The sequence below is a fragment of the Streptomyces sp. MBT53 genome (assembly GCF_016654115.1).
Lineage (GTDB): Bacteria > Actinomycetota > Actinomycetes > Streptomycetales > Streptomycetaceae > Streptomyces.
In genome coordinates this window covers 35,903-60,119 of sequence record NZ_JAEQAZ010000085.1, presented here as the reverse complement: position 1 = coordinate 60,119, position 24,217 = coordinate 35,903, and the positions used below count along the sequence as shown (strand labels likewise).

21 protein-coding genes, 1 tRNA gene and 1 pseudogene are annotated in these 24,217 nt (G+C 71.2%); 12 read left to right on the top strand and 11 right to left on the bottom strand.

The window, feature by feature from the left end; all coding sequences use genetic code 11:
• Window positions 1-19: 19 nt before the first annotated feature.
• The 5 genes and pseudogenes from JHN45_RS28090 to JHN45_RS28070 form a co-directional block, all read right to left on the bottom strand.
• A tRNA-Ser gene (locus JHN45_RS28090) sits at window positions 20-106 on the bottom strand.
• Between the two features lie 112 nt (window positions 107-218).
• Window positions 219-1,088 (bottom strand): annotated as a pseudogene (locus JHN45_RS28085) (GNAT family N-acetyltransferase); the annotation flags it as partial.
• Window positions 1,089-1,151: 63 nt separating this feature from the next.
• Window positions 1,152-2,081: a CU044_5270 family protein gene (locus tag JHN45_RS28080; RefSeq protein ID WP_200709342.1), complete on the bottom strand. Its 930-nt coding sequence runs from the start codon at window positions 2,079-2,081 to the stop codon at window positions 1,152-1,154.
• Window positions 2,074-2,721 carry an RNA polymerase sigma factor gene (locus tag JHN45_RS28075; protein ID WP_200709341.1) on the bottom strand — a complete coding sequence of 216 codons (648 nt, stop codon included), beginning with the start codon at window positions 2,719-2,721 and terminating at the stop codon, window positions 2,074-2,076. The genes JHN45_RS28080 and JHN45_RS28075 overlap by 8 nt, the downstream gene beginning before the upstream one ends.
• 206 nt (window positions 2,722-2,927) lie before the next feature.
• Window positions 2,928-4,472: a S1C family serine protease gene (locus JHN45_RS28070; RefSeq protein ID WP_201051184.1), complete on the bottom strand. Its 1,545-nt coding sequence runs from the start codon at window positions 4,470-4,472 to the stop codon at window positions 2,928-2,930.
• A 258-nt stretch (window positions 4,473-4,730) separates the two neighbouring features.
• On the opposite strand from JHN45_RS28070, the gene JHN45_RS28065 reads away from it, so the two are divergent.
• From JHN45_RS28065 to JHN45_RS28055, 3 genes are all read left to right on the top strand, one after another.
• A complete protein-coding gene (locus JHN45_RS28065) occupies window positions 4,731-5,576 on the top strand; it encodes a glycerophosphodiester phosphodiesterase (RefSeq protein ID WP_201051182.1) in 846 nt (281 codons plus the stop codon).
• A gap of 230 nt (window positions 5,577-5,806) precedes the next feature.
• On the top strand, window positions 5,807-6,358 hold the full coding sequence (locus JHN45_RS28060; RefSeq protein WP_200709338.1) for an ATP-binding protein: 552 nt from the start codon (window positions 5,807-5,809) through the stop codon (window positions 6,356-6,358).
• A gap of 827 nt (window positions 6,359-7,185) precedes the next feature.
• Window positions 7,186-8,151, top strand: a complete 966-nt coding sequence (locus JHN45_RS28055) for a DUF5926 family protein (protein WP_200709337.1) — start codon at window positions 7,186-7,188, stop codon at window positions 8,149-8,151.
• Window positions 8,152-8,395: 244 nt separating this feature from the next.
• On the opposite strand, the gene JHN45_RS28050 is transcribed toward JHN45_RS28055, so the two are convergent.
• Complete coding sequence (locus JHN45_RS28050; RefSeq protein ID WP_200709336.1) at window positions 8,396-8,965, bottom strand: hypothetical protein; 570 nt, start codon at window positions 8,963-8,965, stop codon at window positions 8,396-8,398.
• Between the two features lie 56 nt (window positions 8,966-9,021).
• Window positions 9,022-9,687, bottom strand: a complete 666-nt coding sequence (locus JHN45_RS28045; protein WP_200709335.1) for a bifunctional DNA primase/polymerase — start codon at window positions 9,685-9,687, stop codon at window positions 9,022-9,024.
• A 459-nt stretch (window positions 9,688-10,146) separates the two neighbouring features.
• On the opposite strand from JHN45_RS28045, the gene JHN45_RS28040 reads away from it, so the two are divergent.
• The 4 genes from JHN45_RS28040 to JHN45_RS28025 all read left to right on the top strand — a co-directional run bounded on the left by JHN45_RS28040 (window position 10,147) and on the right by JHN45_RS28025 (window position 16,050).
• Window positions 10,147-11,700: a PP2C family protein-serine/threonine phosphatase gene (locus JHN45_RS28040; protein ID WP_201051180.1), complete on the top strand. Its 1,554-nt coding sequence runs from the start codon at window positions 10,147-10,149 to the stop codon at window positions 11,698-11,700.
• Window positions 11,701-11,793: 93 nt separating this feature from the next.
• Entirely contained in the window at window positions 11,794-13,260 is a 1,467-nt protein-coding gene (locus tag JHN45_RS28035) for an aminopeptidase P family protein (protein ID WP_201051173.1), read from the top strand.
• Window positions 13,261-13,387: 127 nt separating this feature from the next.
• The gene (locus JHN45_RS28030) at window positions 13,388-14,755 is read left to right on the top strand and encodes a PLP-dependent aminotransferase family protein (protein ID WP_201051171.1); all 1,368 of its coding nucleotides are present in this window, start codon (window positions 13,388-13,390) and stop codon (window positions 14,753-14,755) included.
• Window positions 14,756-14,823: 68 nt separating this feature from the next.
• On the top strand, window positions 14,824-16,050 hold the full coding sequence (locus JHN45_RS28025) for an MFS transporter (protein WP_201051169.1): 1,227 nt from the start codon (window positions 14,824-14,826) through the stop codon (window positions 16,048-16,050).
• 121 nt (window positions 16,051-16,171) lie between these two features.
• Here the strand turns inward: JHN45_RS28025 and JHN45_RS28020 are convergent, their stop codons facing one another.
• The 4 genes from JHN45_RS28020 to JHN45_RS28005 all read right to left on the bottom strand — a co-directional run bounded on the left by JHN45_RS28020 (window position 16,172) and on the right by JHN45_RS28005 (window position 19,100).
• Window positions 16,172-17,005, bottom strand: a complete 834-nt coding sequence (locus JHN45_RS28020) for a triphosphoribosyl-dephospho-CoA synthase (RefSeq protein ID WP_201051167.1) — start codon at window positions 17,003-17,005, stop codon at window positions 16,172-16,174.
• Window positions 17,006-17,014: 9 nt separating this feature from the next.
• Entirely contained in the window at window positions 17,015-17,977 is a 963-nt protein-coding gene (locus tag JHN45_RS28015) for an intradiol ring-cleavage dioxygenase (protein WP_234467630.1), read from the bottom strand.
• Window positions 17,978-18,043: 66 nt separating this feature from the next.
• Complete coding sequence (locus JHN45_RS28010; RefSeq protein ID WP_200709329.1) at window positions 18,044-18,601, bottom strand: GNAT family N-acetyltransferase; 558 nt, start codon at window positions 18,599-18,601, stop codon at window positions 18,044-18,046.
• Between the two features lie 52 nt (window positions 18,602-18,653).
• Window positions 18,654-19,100 (bottom strand): ATP-binding protein, encoded by a 447-nt coding sequence (locus JHN45_RS28005; RefSeq protein WP_200709328.1) that lies wholly within the window; start codon window positions 19,098-19,100, stop codon window positions 18,654-18,656.
• 236 nt (window positions 19,101-19,336) lie between these two features.
• Between JHN45_RS28005 and JHN45_RS28000 the strand changes: the two genes are divergently transcribed.
• From JHN45_RS28000 to JHN45_RS27980, 5 genes are all read left to right on the top strand, one after another.
• Complete coding sequence (locus tag JHN45_RS28000) at window positions 19,337-20,173, top strand: hypothetical protein (RefSeq protein WP_200709327.1); 837 nt, start codon at window positions 19,337-19,339, stop codon at window positions 20,171-20,173.
• A 173-nt stretch (window positions 20,174-20,346) separates the two neighbouring features.
• A complete protein-coding gene (locus JHN45_RS27995; protein WP_200709326.1) occupies window positions 20,347-21,063 on the top strand; it encodes a YcnI family protein in 717 nt (238 codons plus the stop codon).
• Window positions 21,064-21,158: 95 nt separating this feature from the next.
• Window positions 21,159-21,809 carry an SCO family protein gene (locus JHN45_RS27990; protein WP_200709325.1) on the top strand — a complete coding sequence of 217 codons (651 nt, stop codon included), beginning with the start codon at window positions 21,159-21,161 and terminating at the stop codon, window positions 21,807-21,809.
• A complete protein-coding gene (locus JHN45_RS27985) occupies window positions 21,806-22,249 on the top strand; it encodes a copper chaperone PCu(A)C (RefSeq protein ID WP_201051159.1) in 444 nt (147 codons plus the stop codon). The genes JHN45_RS27990 and JHN45_RS27985 overlap by 4 nt, the downstream gene beginning before the upstream one ends.
• Before the next feature lie 16 nt (window positions 22,250-22,265).
• Window positions 22,266-24,215 carry a copper resistance CopC/CopD family protein gene (locus tag JHN45_RS27980; protein ID WP_201051158.1) on the top strand — a complete coding sequence of 650 codons (1,950 nt, stop codon included), beginning with the start codon at window positions 22,266-22,268 and terminating at the stop codon, window positions 24,213-24,215.
• Window positions 24,216-24,217: the final 2 nt, after the last annotated feature.

Sequence of the window (24,217 nt, the reverse complement as noted above, 5' to 3'; positions counted from 1 at the left end):
GCGCCCCTTACCAACACCGCGGTGGGTGTGGGATTTGAACCCACGGTGACATCGCTGCCACGACGGTTTTCAAGACCGTTCCCTTAGGCCGCTCGGGCAACCCACCTGCGCAGCCGCCCACCAGGGACGGAGCGGGTACAGCGTACCGGCATCCAGGATGCGTGGGGGGCGTGGTCCCGCCGGAGGCATCCCGTGGAGCTACCCGGCGCCGCCCCCAAGAAGTCGTACCCCACGAAATCCCCCACCGCCACGAACCCAATGCGCCGATACAGCGCGCAGCTCGTAGCGTTCGCCGGGTCTGCGAACAGGACGACGTCCGTCGCGCCGGCGGTCAGTGCGGCTTGGCTCACCGCCGTTGTCACGGCGCCCGCGTAGCCGTGGGCGCGGAGGTGGGCGGGGGTGTAGACCGGGTCCACGCGGATCATGCCGGCGGTCATCGACGTGACGGCCGCCATGGAGGTGGGGGTGCCGTCCGGGGTCTCTCAGAACGTGAAGTGTCGGTCGCCGAAGCGCGAGGTGGACCAGGCGCCCGCGTCGATGAGGTCCATGGAGACGGTCTCTCCGACGTCGACGCAGAACTCTCGGCACCAGCGCACGACTTGGTCCCGGTCCTGGTCGTGTGCGCCCGCGGCTCGGGCCCGGCCTTCCGGGGTCGGCTTCGGTGGGGTGAGTGTGCCGAGACGGTGGAGGCGGGCGCCCCAGGTGCGGACTGATGTCCCGCCCGTGTGGCGTTCCCAGGCCTTGGCGAACGCGTCGGCCGTGGCGTGGTCCGAGAGGACGCCGGAGAGCGGTTGGCCGAGCCCGGCCAGGTGCGTGGCGAGGGTGTCGGCCTGCTCGGGGGTGAGTGCGGTGGGGTTCAGGTGGCGGCGGGCGGCGATGCGGTGGAAGGCCGCTTGGACCTCGCCCCCGTATTCCAGTCGGCCGAACAGCGGGGTCTCCGCGCCGCCCCCGTCCGCTCCGCGCTCCCGTATCTTCTCGATCCTGGTGAGCGTCAAAGTGTGCTGTGCGGGGCGTGAGCGCAGGAACTCTCCCGCCCGGGCGAGGAAGTCGTCGACGTCGTGGGTGAGGTGCCAGTCGTCCGGTCGCATGGCTCATGGTGGCAGGGGCGCCGCCCGTCGGGCGACACCCCCTCCGACCTGTACGTCACCTCGCTACGGCCGCTGCATCACCCGGTCCACCACGGCGCTCGCGGCGACGTACGACCACTGTTCGTACGTCGTCCCGCCCGCCGTCCGCCGGTCGTGCATGCCCAGGTACCGGTACGTGTCCGGGTCGAAGACCAGGACCGGTCCGCCACCCGCCCAGGGGGTTCCGGAGGGACCGACGTACTGGATACCGATGCCCGCGCGGCCGTCGGCGTCCTTCTGGTGGGGCAGGACCCTGATGCCGGGGACGGCGGCGAGGGCCTCGTAGGCCGCGGAGCGGAGTCCCTTCGGGAGGACGGGGGTGCGGAGCAGACCCGACACGAGGAACTGGGTCATCGGCCAATCCGCCGCCTTCATCGGCCTGTTGTAGTCCGGCTTGAGGGAGCCGTCCCGGAGGGCGATCAGCAACTTGTGCGGATCCGTGGGGAGTTGCTTCAGCAGGTTCCACTTGCGCGGTGGCCAGTTGCCCTGGCCCGGCTGGTACACCGGGACCCACTGCTTGTGGCCCAGTTCGCTGACGTAGGACTTCTTGGAGCCGTCGACCGAGTCCCAGCTCTCGTCGACGTACGTCCTGGTCGAACCGCCCCCGGCCGGGCGTTCCTTGATGATCTCCTTGGTGTAGATGAACTGGTCGTCGCGCGGGGCGATCGGCTTCTCCAGTCTGCGTTCCTCGGTGGCCGCACCCCGCAGCACGGTGGTCGCGCTCACCGGCTGGGTGCGGGGCGAGGAGTCGTTGGCGACCAGGACGGTCGTGGCGACCGCCGCCGTCGCGACGCCGGCCACCGCGATCCGCAGGAGCGGGCGGCGTCCGACGGCCCCGGTGGCGACCGGGGCGCTCATCGTCTCGTACAGGCGCAGACGGGCACGCGCGCGTGCGTGGTCCGTGAGCGGGGGTGCGTCCGCGTCCCACTCCCTCAGGAGCCGCATCTCATTCATCGTCGGATTCCTCAACGTCGGTTCCCTCTCGGAAGGTTGTCGGGTCGGATCCGCCCAATGCGTCACGGAGTTTTCTGCGGGCCCTGTGCAGCCGAGACCGGACCGTTCCCACCGGTATCTCCAGGGCGCGGGCGACCTCCTCGTAGCCGAGGTCGGCCCAGGCGACCAGCAGCAGCACGTCCCGGTGTCGGGCCGGCAACCGGGCCATGCCCAGGGCCAGTTCGCCGCGTACGGCCTCTGCGCTGACCCGTGCGGCCACCCGGTCGGCGACCGTGTCCTCGGAGCCGTCGGCGGGGGCGGCGGACGGCAGGCGGCCGATCGCCTTCAGCCGGCGGGCCTCGGCGCGCCGGTGGCGGCCCACGAGGTTGGTCGCGATGCCGAACAACCACGGGCGGGCGTCGGCCAGTTCCGTGTTGTAGCGGAAGCGCTGCTGGAACGCGATGGTGAACGTCTCCGCCATCAGGTCCTCGGCCACCTCGGGACCGAGCCGGCGCGCCGCGTAACGGTGCACCGAGTCGGCGTGGCGGTCGAAGAGCACGGCGAATGCCTCGGGCTCGTTCCAGGACCGTTCGATCTCCGAGGCGTCACTCGTGGAGGTGCCAGTGTCCTGCCCCACCCTGACGCCTGGTTCGACGGTCATCGGGGCTCCTCTCGTCCATGCGATCCGCCGTGCGAATCGTCCAGGCGAACACGCTGCTGAAGATTGGGCTTTCACCCGTACTTCGCCGCCGGGAGGAATCCAGTTCCCCTGGTGTGTACGCGCCCATGGGGGAGAGGGCGGAAAACGGGCGGGCCGGGCAAGGAAACCCTTGCCCGGCCCGCCGGTCGGTCGCTCGGTGCGCTACGTCAGTTGTCGCCGACCCGCGAAGCCAGGGTCAGTTCGGTGGTGTGCTCCGTGCCGTCGCGCTTGTAGGTGATCGAGACCTTGTCGTCGGGCTTGTGGGTCCAGATCTCGCCGATGAGGGTCGGGCCGCTGTCGATCACCGAACCGTCGAACTTGGTGATGACGTCGCCGGCCTTGAGGCCCGCCTTGGCCGCGGGGCCGCCGGCCTCGATCGCCGAGGAGCCGGTGGTGATCGTCGCGCCCCCGGTGCTGTCCTCCAGGGAGACGGAGGCGCCGATCTTGGCGTACACCGGCTTGCCGGTCTTGATCAGCTGCTGGGCGACGTACTTCGCCTGGTTGATCGGGATGGCGAAGCCCAGGCCGATCGAGCCGGACTGGCTGCTGCCGCTGAGGCCGCCGCTGCTGGTCGACTGGATCGCGGAGTTGATGCCGATGACCGAGCCCTGGGCGTCGAGCAGCGGGCCGCCCGAGTTGCCGGGGTTGATGGAGGCGTCGGTCTGCAGGGCGCTCATGTAGGACGCCTTGCTGGTGGCGCTGCCGTCGCTGGAGGCCACCGGGCGGTTCTTGGCGCTGATGATGCCCGTGGTGACCGTGTTGGACAGGCCGAAGGGGGCGCCGATGGCGATCGTCTCGTCGCCCACGGCCACCTTGTCCGAGTCGCCGAGGGCGAGCGGCTTGAGGTCGGTGGGGGCGTTCTTGAGCTTGATGACCGCCACGTCGTAGCCCTGGGCGTGACCGACGATCTCGGCGTCGTACTTCTTGCCGTTCGGGAAGGTCGCGGTGAGCTTGCCGCCGTCGACCGCGTCGGCGACGACGTGGTTGTTGGTGACGATGTGGCCCTGGGTGTCGAAGACGAAGCCCGTGCCGGTGCCGCCCTCGCCGCTGGTGCTCTCGGCCTCGATGGTGACCGTGCTGGGCAGGGACTTGGCGGCCACCGCGGCGATGGTGCCCGGGTCGCGCTTGACGGAGGCGCTGCTGCCGGTGTCGGAGGAGACGGTGGTGGAGTTGCCGTTGTCGTTGTCCTTGGCCAGGGTGTAGCCGAGGCCACCGCCCAGGCCGCCGGCGACGAGCGCGGCGATCAGGACGGCGGCGATCAGCCCGCCTCTTCCGCCGGACTTCTTGGGCGCCGGCTGCTGGTACGGGGTGCCCCAGCCGCCCGTGCCGTCACCGCCGTAGCCACCGGCACCGGCCGCGCCGTCGGCTCCGTAGCCGTCGCCGCCGTAGCCGCCCACGCCCTCGCCGCCGTACGCGCCCGCGGCCGTGCCTCCGTCGGCGTACGACGGTGTGGCGGGCGGGGGCGGCCAGGCGGCGTCGGGCGCGGATCCCGTGCCCTCGGAGCCGGATGCCTGGGGCGCGGCGCCGAACGCGGGCGCCTGCCCGGCGTACGCGCCGTCCTGCGGGGTGCTCGGAGGCACCGGGGGGAGCGGCGTGGTGGGCGCGCCCCCCTCGGGCGCAGCCGCCTGCGGGGAAGCTGCGGGAGATTCCACCGGCACAGGAGGTGCAGACGGGGCCGGGGGTACCTCAGTGCCCTCGTTCTCGGTGCTCACAGCTCTTCTCCTCGGTCCACGGCTGTTGTTCTCGGAAGCATGCGGTCACACTCGTTCACGCTTGTCGACGGTCCGGCGCGAAACAGCTGTGCTGGTGCTTTTGTATGCCGTCAGCTTTTCCCACCGGACGTCAGGGCACCATAAGCGGTGCCTGTGGGTCCATGGCGATCCTTTATAAGCGGTCATCAACACCAAAAAGCCGCATATATACGCCTTCTCGGTTCCACGTGTACCCCTTTGCGGTGGCACCATGACGCGGTGACCCACGCACGGCAGCACCGGATCCAAGTCGTCGCCCACCGCGGAGCCTCCGAAGAGGCTCCCGAACACACCCTCGCCGCCTACAAGAAGGCGATCGAGGACGGCGCGGACGCGCTTGAGTGCGATGTACGACTGACCGCCGACGGCCATCTCGTCTGCGTCCACGACCGACGCGTCAACCGTACGTCGAACGGACGCGGAGCGGTCTCGGCACTGGAACTCGCCGATCTGGCCGCCCTCGACTTCGGCTCCTGGAAGGGCCGCGACCTGTCCCGCGACTCCTGGCGGACACGGGACGAGGAGCCGGACTGGGAGCACCTTCCCGAGGACCGCGCGGACACCTCCGTACTCACCCTGGAGCGGCTGCTCGAACTCGTCGCGGACGCGGGCCGGCGGGTGGAGCTGGCCATCGAGACGAAGCATCCGACGCGCTGGGCGGGGCAGGTCGAGGAACGGCTGCTGGTGCTCCTGAAGCGCTTCGGGCTCGACGCCCCGGCCTCCGCGGCCGATTCCCCGGTAAGGGTCATGAGTTTCTCGGCGCGATCTTTGCACCGGGTGCGGGCCGCGTCCCCGACGCTGCCGACGGTCTACCTGTTGCAGTTCCTCTCGCCCCGCCTGAGGGACGGTCGACTTCCGGCCGGTGTCCGGATCGCAGGCCCCTCGATCAGGATCGTGCGCAATCACCCTGCGTATATCGAGCGGCTGAAAAACGCCGGTCATCGGGTGCATGTGTGGACCGTCAACGAGCCCGAGGACGTCGATCTCTGCGTTGACCTGGGCATTGACGCCATCATCACCAACCGGCCGCGGGCCGTTCTGAGCCAGCTCGGTAGGGAACATTAAAGAACCTCATAAAGACCGCCAAACACCCCTTGACCCGGGCACCTCACCTGCACCATCCTCCGAACTCGGCCACACCATCGAAAACAAGCCACCCGATTACGGGGAGTGCTCCGGCGCGTTCGGTCCGTGTTCGATCGTTGCGAATGCGTCACTGAACGTGGATTGGCCGGTTTCCGGTACAGGCCAAGAGGGCATCCACACCGTGGCGTGGGGCGAAGGAGGTCTCGGGGGTGGCGTTGGTGGTGGCACAGGAGGTGCCCACGTCGTCGAGCATGGCCGTGACCCATGGCCCTGCGGGCGTGGGGCAGGCAAGACATCGCATGCGCGACCAGTTGCGCACGGGCGGTGTGTCGGAATCGGTCATCGACGATGCCGTACTGATCCTTTCCGAACTTCTCAGCAATGCGTGCAAACACGGCAGGCCCCTGGGCGACGCCCTGGCCGGTGACGGCGACGTCCGCTGCGCCTGGCGCGTGGACACCGGCGGACGGCTCACCGTCGAGGTGACGGACGGCGGCGGCCCGACCCGCCCGGCTCCGGCCACCCCGTCGGTCACGGCGCACGGCGGACGCGGCCTGAACATCATCACCGCGCTGGCCGACGACTGGGGCGTACGCGACGACACCCGGGGCGAGGTCACGGTGTGGGTCGTCGTCCACGAGGACGTCCATGATCCGGACGCCGCACACCGGCGCGACGACTTCGCCGCGCGCGTCACGGCCCCGACGGTCTCCGCGGGCCCCCGGCTGGGCTTCGCGGACGCCTACGAGGACTTGGACTGACGCGCGTGCGCTGCGGCGGCTTGGACTGACACGTTCGCTGCGGCGGCTTGGACGGCAGGTTCGTTGCGGCGACCTGGACTGACGCGTCCGCCACGACGGCTTGGACTGAGGCATCCGCTGAGGCGACTTGGACTGGTGTCCGCCGGGACGACCTGGACTGGCGTCCGCCGGGACAACTTGATCTGGCACGTCCGCAACGACGGCCTGGGCATGGGCGTCCGCCGACGACCTGAACCGGGGCATCCGCCCACGACCCAGTCGGCGACCTGAACCGGCGCATCCGTCGACGACCTGGATGACCTGTCCGCCACCACACCCCGGACCGACCTGTCGGCCCCGACGGCCTGGACCCACCCGTCCGCTTCGACGGCCTGAACCCACCCATCCGTCCGTCGACGACCTGGATTGGTTCGCCCGCCAAGACGACCCGGACCGCCCCGTCCACCACAACGCCCCAGACCTACCCATCCCCTTCGACGGCCTGAACCCACCCACCCGTTCACCAACGACCTGGATCGACTCGTCCACCACGACGACCCCGACCGACCCGCCCCTTCGACAACCTGGACCGACCCACCGACCCACCGTCCCGACAACCCGGACCGACGCGTCCGCCACGGCGACCCCGCCTGAGCCGTCCCCGCAGAACCGCCCCGTCCGTCCACAGGCGCCGGGTTTCCCGTAGGAGGCCCGGGTCACCGGGTTTTCCACAGGTGGGTCCGCCGTCGACCCGTGTCGCCTCGTTGTCCACAGGCTCCCGTCGGTCATGGCGTGAACGGCTAGGCTCCCGCCCGTACGAGACGAGCCGTAACCGGGAGACACCCACGATGGCCAAGAAGCGACCCCAGACCACGGCCAAGCGGCCTCAGCTCAGCGACGCAGAGGTCCCGGTGGTCGGTGCCCGCGAGCCCTGCCCCTGCGGCAGCGGCCGCCGCTACAAGGCGTGCCACGGCCGGGCCGCCGCGCACGCGGTGACCGAGCTGGTGCAGCGGCCCTTCGAGGGGCTGCCCGGCGAGGGCGACTGGGTGGCGCTGCGCGAGCTGGTGCCGGCCGCCACGGTCGCGCTGCCGCTGAAGGGCGGCCTCCCCGAAGGGGTTCCGTCGGTCACGCTGGCCACGGTGTTGCCGATGGCCTGGCCGGCCCTGCGCCGGGACGACGGCTCGGTGCTGCTCGGCCTGCAGAACGACACGGCGTCCGGCGACATCAGCCGCGACCTCGCCGACACCCTCCAGCGCGCGCTGGTCGCGGACCCGGGCACTCCGGTGCAGTCCCGCCGCGCCCCGGCCGACGGGCCGCGGCTGCAGGAACTGCTCGACCCTGAAGGCGCGTTCGAGCCAGTTGTGCACACGGGCTTCGAATTCTGGGTTCCGGAGGCGGAGAACGCGTCGCCCGAGGTGACCGCCTCCCTGGAGCGCGCCAACGCCGCCGCCATCCCGACCGTGAAACTCCAGGGCGTGGACGCCGCGTACTGGTGCGAGACGCCGGACAAGAACCACCTGCGCTGGGTGATGCCGTACCCGGAGGAGCAGCTTCTGGACGCTCTCGCCCGGCTGCACGCGGCCGGTCGCTCCGGTCTCGGTGAGGGCACGCGCCTCGTGGGGTCCTTCCGTGCTCACGGTCTGACCGTGCCCGTCTGGGACCTCCCGAGCGGGTTCGGCGCGGACGACACGGAGAAGCCGGCCGCCGAGTTCGCCGAGCGCCTGACCGCCGCGCTGGCCACGGACACCCCGCTCACCGCGGACGAGCGCCGCGCGCGCGGCGGCCTCACCAACCGGCAGGTCACGCTGAGCTGACACCCGGAGGGGCGCAGGGGTTCGGCTGACCGACCGGTCAGTCGCAACAGGCCTGTTCACTCCGGTGACTCCTGTCACAACTCCCCGTTGTGAAAGGCAAGTCGGTGTCCGAATAGCCGAGATCGAATTTGCGAACCGCCGATCTCTTGTTACCGTTCGAGTAGCCCGGTTGCTGGTGCATCCCCCGTCGCCAGCAACCGGGTCTTTTCATGCCCGGCCCGCGTGTACGGAACGACGCCGTCCGTCAACTCGCCGTAGGCGCCGAGGAGTTGCTCCCCGAGCGCAGCAACAGCGGACCGTGCCCGCCCGGCCCGGCGGCGAACTCCGCGACAGCCGTGTAGTCCGCCGGACCACCCTGTGTGTGCTCCCGGGGCGTCTCGCACAGCGAGGGCTCGTCCTCAGCGCTCACGGCGCAGTGCATCTGCACGGTGCGGTCCGCCGGCCCCATGAGGCTCAGCACCGCGTCCAGGTCGTCGCCGGTCGCGTTCCGGTAGTAGGTGCGCGCCCAGGTCTCCTCGCCCTGCGTCATGACACAGGTCTGCGCCTCGATGCCGTCGGGGGTGGAGAGTTCGGGTCCGCAGCGGGCCGCAGTGGCCAGCCCCAGGCCGAGGGTCAGCGGGGAGCGGGTGGGCGCCGGCGAGGGCGCGGCGGACGGCACCTTCCGGTCATCGTCCCGGTCGTCGTCGGAGGAGTGGACCAGGGAACGTACGACCGCGTGACCCTCGTCGCGTACGGGTCCCGCGGACGCCACGGCCAGCGGCAGCGCGACCGCGCACACCGCGACGCCCGCGAGGGCGAGCAGACGAAGGTTCATAGAGCGGAAGATAACGACCAACCACGGGCGCCACGGTCCGTGCGCGCCCGACACCCCTACAACTCGGGGGCGCTCACACCCGTACGAGTGAGGGCCTCGACCACGGCGTCGACCACGGCCTCGACATCGGGGACCCAGGGCGAGGACGAGCCGGGCAGTGGTGCGCGCTCCCAGCGGATCTGGCCCTGGCCGGTCTCGGAGGGCGGCAGGGCGAGGTAGCCGCCCTCGCCGTGGAAGCGGAGCGAGCCGGGGACGTGGTCCTTGGCGTAGAGCAGCTCGCCCAGCTGCTCCAGGGAGTACGGCTTGACGAGCAGCGACCAGCGGGTGGGCGCGGCGACGACCGGGCCGAGGCGCATGCCCTGGAGGTCGAGCGCGGCCAGGGCCCGGGCGGCCGCGGGTGCGGGCAGGCTGACCGCGCAGGGGGCCTTGTCGCCGGTGGCGAGGACGATGGGCGCGGCGGGGCGGTTGCCCCACCACCAGCGCACCATGCGGGCGTCGGTGGTGGCCGCGAGGAGGCCGGGGTCGAAGGGGTGGGCGCCGGGCACCGTGCACTCAGGGTCCGGACAGCCGCAGCGGGCCCGTCCCTGGGGATCGGGTGCCACGCCCGGGAGTACGGGCCATTGCCATTCAGTGGCGAAGGTCAGGGCCGCGCTGAGCATCTCAGACCTCCTGTTGTCTCGCCTGGACAGGAGCCTGCGTCGCTTTCCGAGGATCTCGCGCATGAGCGCTCGTTCCTTTCCGTTGCACCGCTGGCAACACCGAGGACCACATCACACCATGTGTCGATCACTTCACTGTGCGTACCTGTTGGCGCATCACACCCCTGCGTGAAGCAAGGGGAACCCGTGCGTGCTTGAAAAGCATGGGCGTGGCGTGGGGGTGGCGAAGTCTGGCGTTTTGCCGTCCCGCGTATTTCTCTCCGCCTCCGCCACGGGAGGATGGGGCACGATCGTCGGTGGTTAAGACGCCCGGGTCCCTCACCAGGTTCCGGGCGGCCCCCGCCACCCCTGGTCTTCTCCGAGTACGTACCCATCACGACCGCTGTGACGCTCCGTCGAGCAAACCCAGTCGACCTCAATGGACCGTCCCCTGATGCAGTTTTAAGCCAACTTTGCCAATCCGCAAGGGGAGAGCGAAATGCCCCCGCGAAACCCATGGACACCAGGAATCCCAGCAGGACAATGCTGGACATCCCCTCACGAGTGCGTGTACATGTGGAGACACTGCCAGCGGCGCAGAATGACATGGGGGTTTGCGATGCTTTTGAGCAATACGCACCGGTCGGAAAGCCGGACGCCATGAACGCCCCTCACCCTCCGAAAGTGGCTGGAATCGATTCAACGGTTCCCTCGCCCGCACACACTGTCGCGCCCGCGCCTGCCGCCACCGGTACCCCTCCGGCCCCTTCGCCCAACGTCCAGAACCTGCCGGACACCGCTCCGAACGCGCCAAGTGCCCTGCTCCAGGACCGTCTCGCCGGCTGGGTCTCCGACCTCACGACCCTCCACGAACTCACGGAACGACTGGCACGCACGGACGCACTCGCGGACGCACTCCAGGAACTGCTGCGCGCCGGAGCCGCCCTGGTGGGCGCCCGGCGCGGACTCGTCGTCCTGGAACCCGGCGACGACCTGGGCCCCGACACCACCATCGGCCTGGGCCTGGACCGCTCCGACCTCGGCCACATCGAGACGGTCCCGCGCGGGGCGATGTCCTACGGCCAGATTCTGGACGGTCCTGCCGGGGCGCCGGGCGGTGAGGGCGGTGAGATCGTCCACGCCGACCTGTTCGCCGAGGACGGCCTCGACCCGCGCCACCGCGAGGTCGCCGTACGCCTCGGCTACGCGGCCAGTTACGCGCTGCCCCTGGCGACCGACGCGGCCGGACGCCTGGGCGCCGCCGTGTGGCTGTACGACGAGCCCGCCGAGCCGGTCGAGCGGCAGCGCCATCTCGTCGGCCTGTACGCCCGGTACGCCACCGAGCACCTGGCGCGGCTCCTCGAAGTCGAGCGCACGCGCGCGTGCATGGCGACCATCGCCGAGGAGCTGCTGCCGTCCCGGCTCCCCCGCGTGGCCGGTGTCCAGCTCGCCGCGCTGCACCGCACGGGTCCGCGCGGCGGCGGCGACTGGTACGACGCGCTGCCGCTCCCGGACGCCGCGCTCGGCCTCGCCGTCGGCTCGGTGACCGGTTCCGGGCCGAGCGCCATCGCCGCGATGGGCCGGCTGAGGGCCTCCCTGCGGGCGTACGCGGTGATGGAGGGCGAGGACCCGGTCGCGGTCCTGTCCGACCTCGAACTCCTCCTGAGGCTCACCGAGCCCGCCCGCTCGGCCACCGCCCTGTTCGCCTACTGCGAGCCCGCGCTGCGCAAGATCACCCTGGCCGGCGCGGGACACAGCCCGCCGCTGCTGGTCGGCGAGCGGCGCACGGAGTTCGTGGAGACCTCCGTGTCCGCGCCGCTCGGCATGCTGGCCTGCTGGGAGGCGCCGAGCGTGGAGCTGGAGGCCGAGCCCGGCGAGACGGTTCTGCTCTACACGGACGGGCTGCTGCACCGTACCGGCGACCCCATGGACCGCGCCTTCGCCCGGCTGCACTCGGCGGCGGCGAGCGTCCCCAAGGCGCTGCGCGCCGACCCGGCCGCGATCGCCGACCACGTGCTGCGGACCGTACTGCCGGACGGCCTCGACACGGCCGACAGCGACGAGGACGTCGTCCTCCTGGCGGCCCGTTTCGAGTAGTCGCCCGGAAGCCATGTGTAACAGGCCATACGGCCCTGGGCCCCCTTCCGTACGACCGTACGATGGAGGGGGTCCAGTGCCGTATCTAGGAGGATGACCGTGGCCGACGAGCTCACCCCGGAGACCCCGGAGACTGAGTCTGAGGAGCCGATCAAGAAGCGGAAGAACGGCCTGTATCCGGGCGTCTCCGACGAGTTGGCCGACAGCATGAAGTCCGGCTGGGCCGACACCGAGCTGCACGACCTGCGGCCCGTCGAGCAGGCCGAGCACACCGCCCGCCGCCGCGCCGCGCTCTCCGCGCGCTTCCCGGGCGAGCGCCTGGTGATCCCCGCGGGCAACCTGAAGACCCGCTCGAACGACACCGAGTACCCCTTCCGGGCGTCGGTCGAGTACGCGTACCTGACGGGCAACCTCACCGAGGACGGCGTCCTCGTCCTGGAGCCCACCACCGAGGGCCACAAGGCGACGATCTACCTCCTGCCGCGCTCCGACCGCGAGAACGGCGAGTTCTGGCTCTCCGGCCAGGGCGAGCTGTGGGTCGGCCGCCGGCACTCGCTGACCGAGTCCGAGGCGCTCTACGGCATCCCCGCCGCCGACGTCCGCGAACTGCCCGAGGCGCTCCGCGAGGCCACCGGCCCGGTGCGCGTCGTGCGCGGCTACGACGCCGGCATCGAGGCCGCGCTGACCGACAAGGTCACCGCCGAGCGCGACGAGGAACTGCGGGTCTTCCTCTCCGAGGCCCGCCTGGTCAAGGACGAGTTCGAGATCGCCGAGCTGCAGAAGGCCGTCGACTCGACGGTCCGCGGCTTCGAGGACGTCGTGCGCGTCCTCGACAAGGCCGAGGCGACGAGCGAGCGCTACATCGAGGGCACGTTCTTCCTCCGCGCGCGCGTCGAGGGCAACGACGTCGGCTACGGCTCGATCTGCGCCGCGGGCCCGCACGCCACCACCCTGCACTGGGTGCGCAACGACGGCCCGGTCCGCTCCGGCGACCTGCTCCTCCTGGACGCCGGCGTCGAGACGCACACCCTGTACACCGCCGACGTCACCCGCACGCTCCCGATCAACGGCCGCTTCACCGAACTCCAGAAGCAGATCTACGACGCCGTGTACGAGGCCCAGGAGGCCGGTATCGCGGCGGTGCAGCCGGGCGGCAAGTACCGCGACTTCCACGACGCGGCACAGCGCGTGCTGGCCGAGAAGATCGTCGAGTGGGGCCTTGTCGAGGGTCCCGTGGAGCGCGTCCTGGAGCTGGGCCTCCAGCGCCGCTGGACGCTGCACGGCACCGGCCACATGCTCGGCATGGACGTCCACGACTGCGCCGCCGCGCGGACCGAGACGTACGTCGAGGGCACGCTGGAGCCCGGCATGGTCCTCACGGTGGAGCCCGGCCTGTACTTCCAGGCGGACGACCTGACCGTCCCCGAGGAGTACCGGGGCATCGGTGTCCGCATCGAGGACGACATCCTGGTCACCGAGGACGGCAACCGGAACCTCTCCGACGAGCTGCCCCGCACCTCGGCCGAGGTCGAGAGCTGGATGGCGTCCCTCAAGGGCTGACAGCCGACAACTGATACAAGACTGATGGCCGGGCACACGTGCGGTGCCCGGCCATTCGTGTGCCGAGTCGCATGGCAGTCGTATGGCTGTCGCACGGCTGTCGTATGCCTAGGGGGAGGGCTTTTTCGTGAACGACTTCTGGTCCGGTGTCGGGGTCGACCTGCATCTGGAACCCGACCCGGAGGGCGGCCGGCGCGCCGGTCTCGAACGCGCGCTCCGGGACGCCGTACGCGACGGCCGGCTGGCCCCCGGAACCCGCCTCCCGGCCACCAGACGCCTCGCGACCGAACTCGGCGTCTCCAGGGGCACCGCCAAGGCGGCCTACGACCAACTCGTCGCCGAGGGCTATCTGACCGCCCGCCAGGGCTCCGGCACCCAGGTCGCGCTGCTGCCCTCCGTCGCCGCGGAGACACCGGGGGCGGCGGCACGCGCGCGCGTACCCCGTTTCGACCTGCGGCCCGGCAGCCCGGACGTCGGCGCGTTCCCGGCGGCGGCCTGGCTGCGCGCGCTGCGCCGCGCCATCGCGACGGCACCCTCCCTGGCGTACGACTACGGCGATCCGCGCGGTCGCCTCGAACTGCGCACCGCGCTGTCCGGCTACCTGGGGCGGGCGCGCGGGGTGATCGCGCCCCCGGAGCGGATCGTCATCACCTCCGGGTACGTACAGGGGCTCGCGCTCCTCACGCGCGTGCTCGACGGTTCCCGGGTGGCCATGGAGGACCCCGGACTGCCGTTCCACCGGGAGGTGGTCCGGCACAACGGCGGCGACGTGGTCCCCGTAGGGGTCGACGAACGGGGCGCCCGCGCGGAGGAGTTGGGGGACGCGGCGGCCGTGGTGCTGACACCGGCCCACCAGTACCCGACCGGCGTGACTCTGCACCCGGAGCGCAGACGGGCGCTGACCGACTGGGCACGCGCGCGTGGGGGACTGATCGTCGAGGACGACTACGACGGGGAGTTCCGCTACGACCGGCAGCCCGTGGGCGCGCTCCAGGGGATGGCGCCGGGACAGGTCGCGTACCTGGGCACCGCCTCCAAGACGCTCGGGCCCGCGCTGCGGCTCGGCTGGATGGTGCTGCCGCCCCACCTGGTCGACCCGGTCGCCGACGCCAAGCTGCACAGCGACCACCACACCGAGACCATCGGCCAGCTGGCCCTCGCCGAACTGATCGACAGCCACGCCTACGACCGGCACGTGCGCGCGTGCCGACTGCGCTACCGGCGCCGCCGCGACCAGCTCCTCGACCGACTGGGGGCGCGCGGCGGCGTGCGCGGGATCGCGGCCGGGCTGCACGCGCTGGTGGAGGTCGACGACGAGGAGGCCGTAGTGACGCGCGCCGAGAAGGAGGGGCTCGCGGTCGGGCGGCTCGGCGAGCACTGGCATACGGCGGGCGAGGGGCGCCCGCAGGGGCTGGTGGTGGGGTACGGGACGCCTCGGGAGCGGGTCTATCCGGAGGCGTTGGAGGTGCTGGGGCGAGTGTTGGACGGGTCCTGAATTGGACCAACAAATGGAAGGGCTATTGGGTCTCAACGGAGACCCAATGAGCTTCTAACGTCGTAGCCATGACGAACGCACTCGTCCCGCCCGCAGGCCCGCAACGCACCCTCGCGCTGGCCCAGTTGACCAACTCCGTCGGTGACGGCGCCTACTACGTGACCTCGGCGCTGTACTTCACCCACGTCGTCGGGCTCGCCCCCGCGCGCGTGGGCCTCGGACTCACCCTCGCGTGGGCCGTCGGTTCGCTGGTGGGCGTGCCGCTGGGGCGGCTGGCCGACCGGCGCGGGCCGCGCGGTACGGCGGTGCTGCTGGCGCTGGCGACCGGGCTCGCGGTGGCGTCCTTCCTCGTCGTGCGGGGATTCGTGCCGTTCGTGCTCGCCGCGTGCGCCTACGCCTCCGCACAGTCGGGGCTCGCGGCGGCCCGGCAGGCGCTGCTGGCGGGACTGGTGTCCGCCGGGGAGCGGACCGGGCTGCTGGCCCACCTCCAGTCGACGCTGAACGCCGGTCTCGCGGTGGGCGCGGGCCTCGGCGGGCTCGCGCTGCGGGCGGGGACGCGATCGGCGTACCTCGGGGTGTTCGCGCTGGACGCGGTGAGTTTCCTGGTGTGCGCGGGGTTGCTGCTGCGGCTGCCGTCGGTACCGAGCGTTCAGGTGAGGAGGGCGGGCGGTCTCGGTGTCCTGCGGGACCGCCCGTACGTCGTCGTCACGCTCCTCAACACCGTGCTGCTGCTGCGGATGCCGCTGCTCAGCCTCGGGCTGCCGCTGTGGATCGCCGAGCGGACCGACGCGCCGACCTGGCTGGTGTCCGCGCTGTTCGTGCTCAACACCGGTGCGGTGATGGTCTTCCAGGTCCGGACGGCACGCGGGGTCACGGGGCTCGCGTCGGCCACGCGCGTGGTGCGGCGTTCGGGCTGGGTGATGCTGGCGGCCTGCGCGGCCTTCGCACTGTCGGCGGGCGCGTCGCCGTGGGTGGCGGTGGGGGCGCTGGTGGTCGGGGCGGTCCTCCAAGTGGCCGCCGAGATGGGGCAGTCGGCGGGTTCCTGGCAACTGTCCTTCGCGCTGGCCCCCGCCGACCGGGTGGGCGAGTACCAGGGCTTCTTCGGAACCGGCGTGACCGTGGCCCGAACAATGGGCCCCCTGGTACTGACCTCCCTCCTTCTGGAGTGGGGCACACCGGGCTGGCTGCTGCTGGGCGGCGCGACGGTGGCGGCGTCGTACGCGATGGGACCGGCGACGCGGCGGGCGACCCGCGCGGGTGAAGTGACGGTCAGGCGGCCGGAGTTGGTGAAGTGACCTTCGGACAGTCGCCGGTCCGGCCGCGGGCGACGACCGGACAGGCCGCGCCGGCCGGCCGATCGGCTGCGAGCGGGGCAGCGGACCGCACGCCCCGGAGCGGTCCGGCGTCGTCGGCGGATCAGCCGGTCCGCGCCAGTGAGTTGACCGACACCGAGTCCAAAAACAGCGCTCCCGCCAGGAGTCCCGCGCTTCCGCGAGGGCTCCACGCGCGCGCGTGGAGGTCGGTGTCCAAGGCGGCCAGGGCCTCCGCGCCCGCGTCCGTGGCCGTGCCGCCCGCCTCCAGGATGCCGCGGGCTCCCGCCTGGACCTGGCGCAGGCCCAACGGGCCCGCGGTGTGCAGGAGTTCAGTGTCCTGGAGGGTGGACATCACGGTGAGGAGGGCGTCCAGGCGGGCCTGGGTCTCCGTGGCGCCGGCCGCGCGGGTGGTGGCCAGGGTGTCCAACGCCCTGCGTACGTGCGGGAATCCGGCCCTTGCCTCGCCCCGGGCGCCGGCCGCGCCGTACTTGACGGAGATCGACGAACCACGGGAGGGGCGCCTGGGGGCGCCCTTGTCGTTGAACGCGGCCATCTTCCTGGTGTTCGCGGTGATCTCGCGGGCCTCGGCGCCGGGGTCCAGGGCGACCGCGGCGACCAGGAAGCCGAGGGCCCACAGAGCGCCCTTGTGGCCGCCTCCGGCCAGGCCGACCGAGTGCTCGGTGCACCGGCCGATCGCGCCCAGTTCCGCCCGAAGCGCCGGCGTGGGCTCGCCGGCACGGCGGGCGGCGGCGGCCATCGCCGCGAGGCCGGGCTCCAGCGCCCTGGCCGACCAGCGCAGACTGTCGTGCTCCCGGCGCGTGCTGCGGGCGTCCAGGTCACGCGGGTCGGGCAGGCCCGGCTTGGGAGCCAGCGCCAGTTGCCCGGTGAGCGCGTCCACGGCGGCCCGCGCCAGTGCCTCGTCCTCGCGGCTCTGCATCGTCGTACCTTACGAGGAGGCGGATGCCGTAGGGGAGGCGCTGTCGGACGGCGGGGTGCCCGTCGGGGCGTCGCTGGGGGCGCCGCTCGGGGGTGTGCCGCCTCCGCCGCTGCCCGCGCCCGTGCTCTCGGCGTCCGGGTCGACGCCGAGCGTCAGGGAGCCCTTGTAGCCCTTGGAGGGGTCCTTCTTGTGGACGGCCTTGAGGGTGAGCAGGCCGCTGGTGGCGCCTCCGCCGTCGTAGACCATGTCGTCGGCGAGAACGGTGTACGAGCCCGTGTGCTTGGAGTAGGGATCGAGGGTGAAGATCTCCTCGGCGATGTCGTCGGCGAAGAACAGCTGGCCGGTGTAGTTGACCTTGCCGCCCTCGTAGGTGCCGTCCTCCTTCTCGCCGCCGGTGTGCACCTTCACGTGGATGTGGCAGGTGCGCGGGGTGTACCAGCCGGGGAAGATCGTCTCGAACTTGACGACCCCGTTGGCGTTGGCGATCTGGTAACCGCGCAGGTAGGTCTGGTCGTTGGCGCTGTCGCCCTCCTCGCTCTCGGCGGGGGCCGAGCCGCCGGGGTTGGCGGTGGTGTAGCCGGAGTAGTAGCCCCAGGCGTCGCAGTGCCAGATCTCCACGGCCGCGCCCTTGACCGGGGTGCAGCCGTCGGTGGCGTCGACGACGGTCAGGCGCAGGGTGAGCGGGACGCCCGCCTTGCCCTCGGTGATGTCCTTGCGCACCAGGGCACCGTCGAGGTAGTACGGGCCCTCGGTGACGCTCGTCATCAGCGTCATGCACTCACTGCTGGTCGAGGTCGCCGTGGCCGTCGCGTCCGCGTCGGTCGTCGTGTCCGCGGTGTCGGCGAAGGCCGACTGCAGCCCGGCCACCGCCAGGCCGCCGGCCGCGACCGTCCCGCCGGTCACCGCGAGGGCGCGGCGGCGGCTGATCGTTTTGTCTCTGTGGTTCCCGTGCTTCTCAAGGTTTCCCGTCATGATCGCGAAGCTATGGACGGCCGCCGTCAAGGGCGTGAGCGTGCGCTGTGCGCAACGTAAGAATTCTCAGAAAGCTGAAGTCGGGTCGTCGTCGTGCAGGATCCGCTGGAACAGCCGGTGGTCCCGCCACTCCCCGCCGATGTGCGTATAGCGCGGAGCCATGCCGATCGGCTCGAACCCGCTTTTCTCCAGGACGCGTTGGGAGGCCAGGTTGTCGAGCGGCGTGACCGCCTCAAGCCGGTGCAGGCCGATCGTCTCCCGCGCGATCCGGCACACCTGCTCGACCCCTGCGGTGGCCAGGCCGCGCCCCCGCAGGTCGGCGGTGATCCAGTAGCCGAGCGAGCCGCTGCGGAAGGAGCCGAGCACGATCCCGGCCAGGGTGAAGGCCCCGGCGACCCGCTCGCCGGACACGAGGAGCAGCGGCACGACCCGGCCCTCCCGGTACTCCCGCAGCAGCGCGTGCAGCCGTCCGCGCTGCCCTTCGGCGGTGAAGAAGACGTCCGGGCGGTACGGCTCCCAGGGGCTCCGGTTCGCGGCGAAGGCGGCGGCGAGGGCCGGGGCGTCGGCCGGCTCGGCGAGCCGCAGCGTCAAGCCCTCGGCCAGTTGTTCGGGTCGGATGTCCATGCGCGGATTCTGCCGTGGCGCCGCCCCCGGGGGACGCGCTTCGGACGGGCCGTCACACCGCGATCAGCGGTGCGTCCTTCCGCCATTTCAGGATCTTGTCGAAGCTCACCACCGCGCCGCCCACACCCGGCTTGTTGCCGATGTGAACGTGGTCGGCGAGCTCCTGGATGAGACACAGCCCCCGGCCGTTCTCCGCCTCGCTCGGGGCCGGGCGGACGGCCTGGGCGCGCGCGAAGCCGGGGCCCGAGTCGGCGACCTCGATACGGCAGGTCTCGCCGTCGAGATACGCGGTGACGCGGTACGCCTCCGAGGACGCGCCGGGCTCGGTGTCGCCGCCGTGCTCGACGGCGTTGGCGCACGCCTCGCTGAGGGCGACCGAGAGGTCGTAGGAGATGTCCGGGTCGACGCCCGCGGTCTCCATCGTGCCGAGGAGAAGCCGGCGGGCGAGCGGAACGCTCGCGGCCTCGCGCCTCAGATGGAGTGACCACCAGATGCTCATGCTCCAGCCTCCTGGCCGCGGCTCGACATACCGATACCTATTGCCGCCAGTGCCCCTGTGTAAGCACGGAGTTGACGTGATGCCGCCCATATGGGGGATGTGTCCGAAACGTAATTGGTGTATCCGGAGGTAGCTCACGTCGGAGAGTGACCTTTGTGATCTATGACACATTATCGTCCCGGTGTGGTGGACCTGCCGTATGGCGTCCACAGAGCCGGTGCGATGATGAGCCCGCCATGACTGCCCCCCACCCACGTACAGCGCGCTCCGGAGGTGAACTCCGGGTCCTGCGGGCCGCGGTGTTCGCCGCGGTCTGTGTCGTGCTGGCCGCGGCCGGTCATGCCATCGCCTCCTGCGCCACCGTGCCCCTCTGGACACTCGGCGCGGGCTTCCTCGCCACGTTCCTCCTCGTCGCGCCGCTCGCCGGGCGCGAGCGCTCGCTGCCGGGCATAGCGGCCCTGCTCGCGGTCGGACAGACCGTCCTGCACACGCTGTTCGGGCTCGGCCAGAGCGCCGGTACGTCGACCACGGGCAGCCTGTCCGCGTCCGACGCCACGCTCGTCGCACGCGCCGCGCATCTGCTGTGCGGGACCACCGCGGCGGCGATCAGCCCGGCGCAGGCCCACCAACTCCTCGCCGACGCGCGGCTGCTGCCGGCCTCGGGCTCGATGAGCGGGATGAGCGGCATGGGGTCGATGCACCACCCGGCGGACGCCATGTCCACCTCCGCCGCCTCCTCCATGTCGCTGTTCCCGTCCGTGTCCATGCTGCTCGGTCACCTCCTCGCGGCCCTCGCCGCGGGCTGGCTGCTGCGGCACGGGGACCTGGCGCTGCGGCGCCTGATGGAACTGTCGGCGCACGGAGTCGCGGAAGGGGCGCTCGTACGGTCCCTGCGCGGGGCGCTCGCCCTGGTGCGCGCCCTGCGGGCCGGACTGCCGGGGGCGCCCGGTACGGGTCCGCGGCTGCGGCGTACCGCCCACTTCGCGCCGCCCGCGCCGCACACCACCGCACTCCAGCACTCGGTGATCCGCCGCGGCCCGCCCTCGGCCGCCGCACACGTCCTCGCCGCCTGACGCGACGCGACCACCACCACCGCACTCCTTCCGTGCGTGGAGAGGCCGCCGTCGTGCGGCACACGCGCGTGCCCGGCTTTTTCCGCCGGGAAACCCCTGGTGTCACCCAGGTGTTCACGCGCCCCTCTTCACCACCGGAACTCACTCGAACTCGAAGTGGAGTGCTCCTTTCCATGAAGGCTTCTCGTATCGCCGCCGCCGCTGCCGTCGCCGGCTCGGCCGTTGTCGTCCTGTCCTCCCCCGCCTTCGCGCACGTCTCCGTGCAGCCGGAGGGCACGGCTCTCAAGGGCGGCTACGCGGTCGTCGACTTCAAGGTCCCCAACGAGCGGGACGACGCCTCGACCACCAAGCTCGAAGTCACCTTCCCGACCGACCACCCGCTGGCCTCCGTGATGCCGGAGCCGATCAGCGGCTGGACCGTCAAGGTCACCAAGTCGAAGCTGGCCAAGCCCGCCGAGATGCACGGCGAGACGATCACCGAGGCCGTCACCAAGGTCACCTGGACCGCGACCGGCAAGGGCGTCGAGCCCGGCTACTTCCAGAAGTTCCCGGTCTCCGTCGGCATGCTGCCCACGGACACCGACCAGCTCGTCTTCAAGGCCCTCCAGACCTACTCCGACAAGGAGGTCGTGCGCTGGATCGAGGTGCAGAAGGACGGCGAGGAGGAGCCCGAGAACCCGGCTCCGACCCTTGAACTGACCGCCGCCTCCGCCTCCGGCGCGACCGCCGAGGACGCCTCCGAGAAGACCGAGAACACCGCCGCCGACACCACGTCGTCCGCCGACTCCTCCGACACCACCGCCCGCGTCCTCGGCGTGGTCGGCATCGCCGTCGGCGCCGCCGGTGTGGCGTACGGCGTTCTCGCCGGTCGACGGCGTACGACCGTCTGAGGCCCGTCCGCTCATGGCGCGCACAGGGGTCCGTGCGACTCTTGCGCAACGACCCCGGTGCGCGCCGGAGCTCTCACAACTGGGACATTTTTCCTATGCGCAAGAAGACGTTCGCGGCGGCAGCGCTGCTCGCCGCCGCCACCCTGACGCTCTCCGCCTGCGGCAGCGGCGACGACGGCAACAGCCCCGTCGCCGTGGTCTCCGAGGACACCGCGACCCAGGCCGCCACCGTGCTCGACACCCCGTTCGAGAAGCCGGACCTGGTCCTCACGGACACGCACGGCAAGAAGTACGACTTCCGGGCGGAGACCAAGAACCGGCCGACGCTGATCTACTTCGGCTACACCCACTGCCCCGACATCTGCCCGCTGACGATGAACAACATCGCCGTCGCCAAGAAGTCGCTGCCCAAGGCCGAGCAGGACAAGCTGCTGGTCGTGTTCGTCACCACCGACCCGGCCCGGGACACCGCGCCGGAACTCGGCAAGTGGCTCAAGGGCATCGACACCCAGTTCGTCGGCCTGACCGGCTCCTTCGCCACCATCCAGGCCGGCGCCCGCACCCTGGGCATCTCCATCGAGCCGACCTCCAAGGACAAGAACGGCAAGCTCGTCTCCGTCCACGGCACCCAGGTCGTCGCGTTCTCGCCGAAGACCAACGGCGGTTACCTGCTCTACGGCCAGGACACCACCGTCGACGACTACACCAAGGACCTCCCCAAGATCATCAAGGGGGAGACACCGTGAGGCGGTTCGCCGTGCCCGTCGCGGTGCTGAGCGGCGCGCTGCTCCTCACCGGCTGCGGCGCGGACGACACGAAGGCCCAGCTCTCCGTGGGCTCCGCCTACATGCCCCAGCCGGTCTCGGACATGGCGGCGGGCTTCCTGGACATCGCCAACAAGGGCGACGCGAAGGACGAGTTGACCTCCGTCACCAGCGACGTCGGCCCGGTCTCCGTGCACGAGACGGTCGGCCAGGCGATGGAGGAGGTCACGTCCCTCGATGTGCCCGCACACGGTCAACTCGTGTTCAAGAGCGGCGGCAACCACCTGATGTTCGACAAGCTGAAGCACACGCTGAAGCAGGGCGACAACGTGACCGTGAAGCTGCACTTTGCCAAGTCCGGCCCTCTCACGGTTGAGATGCCCGTGAAGTCGGCGACGTACAACCCCACGACCGGGCACTGAGGGAGGGACCCCCACCTTGAAGACGACCATCACCCCCAGAGTCCGCACGCTGGTGCTGCTGTTCCTGGCCGTCGTCGGCATGCTGTTCGCGGGTGCCGGGACGGCCTCCGCGCACGCCGCCCTGACCGGCAGCGACCCCTCTTCGGGGGTGGTGGTCAACAAGGCTCCGACACAGGTCTCGCTCACCTTCTCCGAGAAGGTCGCGACGAACAACGACTCACTGCGCGTGCTCGACCCGAAGGGCAAACGCGTCGACGTCGGCAAACCGTCCAACATCAGCGGTACGACGTACGCCACGCAGATCCGCAGCGGACTGCCCGACGGCACCTACACGGTGGCCTGGCAGGTCGTCTCCGCGGACAGCCACCCCGTGGGCGGCGCCTTCACCTTCTCCATCGGCTCCCCCTCGAAGACCACCGTCTCCGCGTCGGCCGAACAGGACGTCGGCGGCGGGCTCGTCGGCGGGCTCTACGGCTTCGGGCGCTACATGTCGTACGCCGGCTTCATCGTCATGGTCGGCGGCGCCGCCTTCGTCCTGGCCTGCTGGCAGCGCGGCGCCGGAGTGCGGGCGCTGCAACGGCTGGTCGTCTCCGGCTGGGTCTCGCTGACCGCGGCGACGCTCTGGCTGCTGCTCCTGCGCGGCTCGTACACGACCTCCGGGAAGGTCGGCGACATCTTCGACCTGAACCTCCTCGGCCAGGTCCTCCAGACCAAGACGGGCGCCTCGCTCGTCTCCCGGCTGCTGCTGCTCGCCGCCGCCGCGCTGTTCATCGCCGTCCTCTTCGGGGCCTACGACAAGCGCGAGGACGAGGAGAAGCGGGACCTCACCTTCGGGCTGGCCATCGGCGGCGGTGTGGTGGCCGCCGGGCTCGCCGCGAGCTGGGCGCTGTCCGAGCACGCCTCGACCGGGCTGCAGCCCGGCATCGCGATGCCCGTCGACGTCGTCCACCTGCTGGCCGTCGCGACCTGGCTCGGCGGCCTCACCGCCCTGCTCGTCTCGCTGTACCGGGCGCCCGCCGACAACCCCATAGGGCGGGCCGCCGTACAACGCTTCTCGCGCCTCGCGTTCGGCAGTGTCGTCGCGCTCGTCGCGACCGGCGTCTACCAGTCCTGGCGCCAGCTCGGCTCCTGGTCGGCGTTCACCGACACCGGCTACGGGCAGCTGCTGCTCGTCAAGATCGGGCTCGTGGCGCTGCTCGTGGGGATCGCGTCGATCTCCCGGCGGTGGACGGCGCGGCTCGCGGACAGCGCCACCGACACGGCTACGACGGCTACGGCTGATACGGTCACTGACGAAACAGCGGCAGCCGAGGAACGCGAGCCGGAGAAGGAGCACGTCACGGCGTCCGCCAAGGCCGGCGGTTCGTCGACCGCCTCCGGTGACTCCAAGCGCGCCGCCCAGCTCGCGCGCCAGCAGGCCGCCGTGGACAACACCAAGCAGAAGCGGCTGCGGGACGCCGACCCGAACCTCTTCGGGCTGCGCCGCTCGGTCCTCGCCGAGGCCGCCGTCGCGGTCGTCGTCCTCGCCGTCACCACGGCCCTGACGACCACCGAACCGGGCCGCACGGAGGAGGACGCCAAGGCGGCCAAGGCCTCCTCCTCGTCCTCTTCCTCGTCGTCCTCGGGCGCGCTGACCCTGGACATGTCCTTCGACACCGGGGGCACGGACGGCAAGGGCGTCATCCGCGTCGACATCGACCCCGCGCGGGTGGGCGGCAACGAGATGCACGTCTATGTGCAGCGCCCCAACGGACGGGCCTTCGACGTCCCCGAGGTGAAGGTCGCCTTCACGCTCGCCGCGAAGAAGATCGGTCCACTGCCCGTGACGCCCGACCGCATCACCACCGGGCACTGGGCCGCGAACGGAATCCAGATCCCCATGGCGGGCGACTGGAAGATCTCGGTGACCGTGCGGACCTCCGACATCGACCAGACGACCGTCGACAAGAACGCGCAGATCGGCTGAAC

Excerpts from the sequence above, each read along its gene's own strand:
- JHN45_RS28045 (WP_200709335.1), bottom strand. The coding sequence starts at position 9,687 with ATGCGCGAGATCCTCGGAAAGCGACGCAGGCTCCTGTCCAGGCGAGAC.
- JHN45_RS28000 (WP_200709327.1), top strand. The coding sequence starts at position 19,337 with ATGACTGCCCCCCACCCACGTACAGCGCGCTCCGGAGGTGAACTCCGG.
- JHN45_RS28015 (WP_234467630.1), bottom strand. The coding sequence starts at position 17,977 with ATGACGGGAAACCTTGAGAAGCACGGGAACCACAGAGACAAAACGATC.
- JHN45_RS28005 (WP_200709328.1), bottom strand. The coding sequence starts at position 19,100 with ATGAGCATCTGGTGGTCACTCCATCTGAGGCGCGAGGCCGCGAGCGTT.
- JHN45_RS28025 (WP_201051169.1), top strand. The coding sequence starts at position 14,824 with ATGACGAACGCACTCGTCCCGCCCGCAGGCCCGCAACGCACCCTCGCG.
- JHN45_RS28020 (WP_201051167.1), bottom strand. The coding sequence starts at position 17,005 with ATGCAGAGCCGCGAGGACGAGGCACTGGCGCGGGCCGCCGTGGACGCG.
- JHN45_RS28035 (WP_201051173.1), top strand. The coding sequence starts at position 11,794 with ATGACCGTGGCCGACGAGCTCACCCCGGAGACCCCGGAGACTGAGTCT.
- JHN45_RS27995 (WP_200709326.1), top strand. The coding sequence starts at position 20,347 with ATGAAGGCTTCTCGTATCGCCGCCGCCGCTGCCGTCGCCGGCTCGGCC.
- JHN45_RS28075 (WP_200709341.1), bottom strand. The coding sequence starts at position 2,721 with ATGACCGTCGAACCAGGCGTCAGGGTGGGGCAGGACACTGGCACCTCC.
- JHN45_RS28055 (WP_200709337.1), top strand. The coding sequence starts at position 7,186 with ATGGCCAAGAAGCGACCCCAGACCACGGCCAAGCGGCCTCAGCTCAGC.
- JHN45_RS28040 (WP_201051180.1), top strand. The coding sequence starts at position 10,147 with ATGCTGGACATCCCCTCACGAGTGCGTGTACATGTGGAGACACTGCCA.
- JHN45_RS28050 (WP_200709336.1), bottom strand. The coding sequence starts at position 8,965 with ATGAACCTTCGTCTGCTCGCCCTCGCGGGCGTCGCGGTGTGCGCGGTC.
- JHN45_RS28080 (WP_200709342.1), bottom strand. The coding sequence starts at position 2,081 with ATGAATGAGATGCGGCTCCTGAGGGAGTGGGACGCGGACGCACCCCCG.
- JHN45_RS28010 (WP_200709329.1), bottom strand. The coding sequence starts at position 18,601 with ATGGACATCCGACCCGAACAACTGGCCGAGGGCTTGACGCTGCGGCTC.
- JHN45_RS27990 (WP_200709325.1), top strand. The coding sequence starts at position 21,159 with ATGCGCAAGAAGACGTTCGCGGCGGCAGCGCTGCTCGCCGCCGCCACC.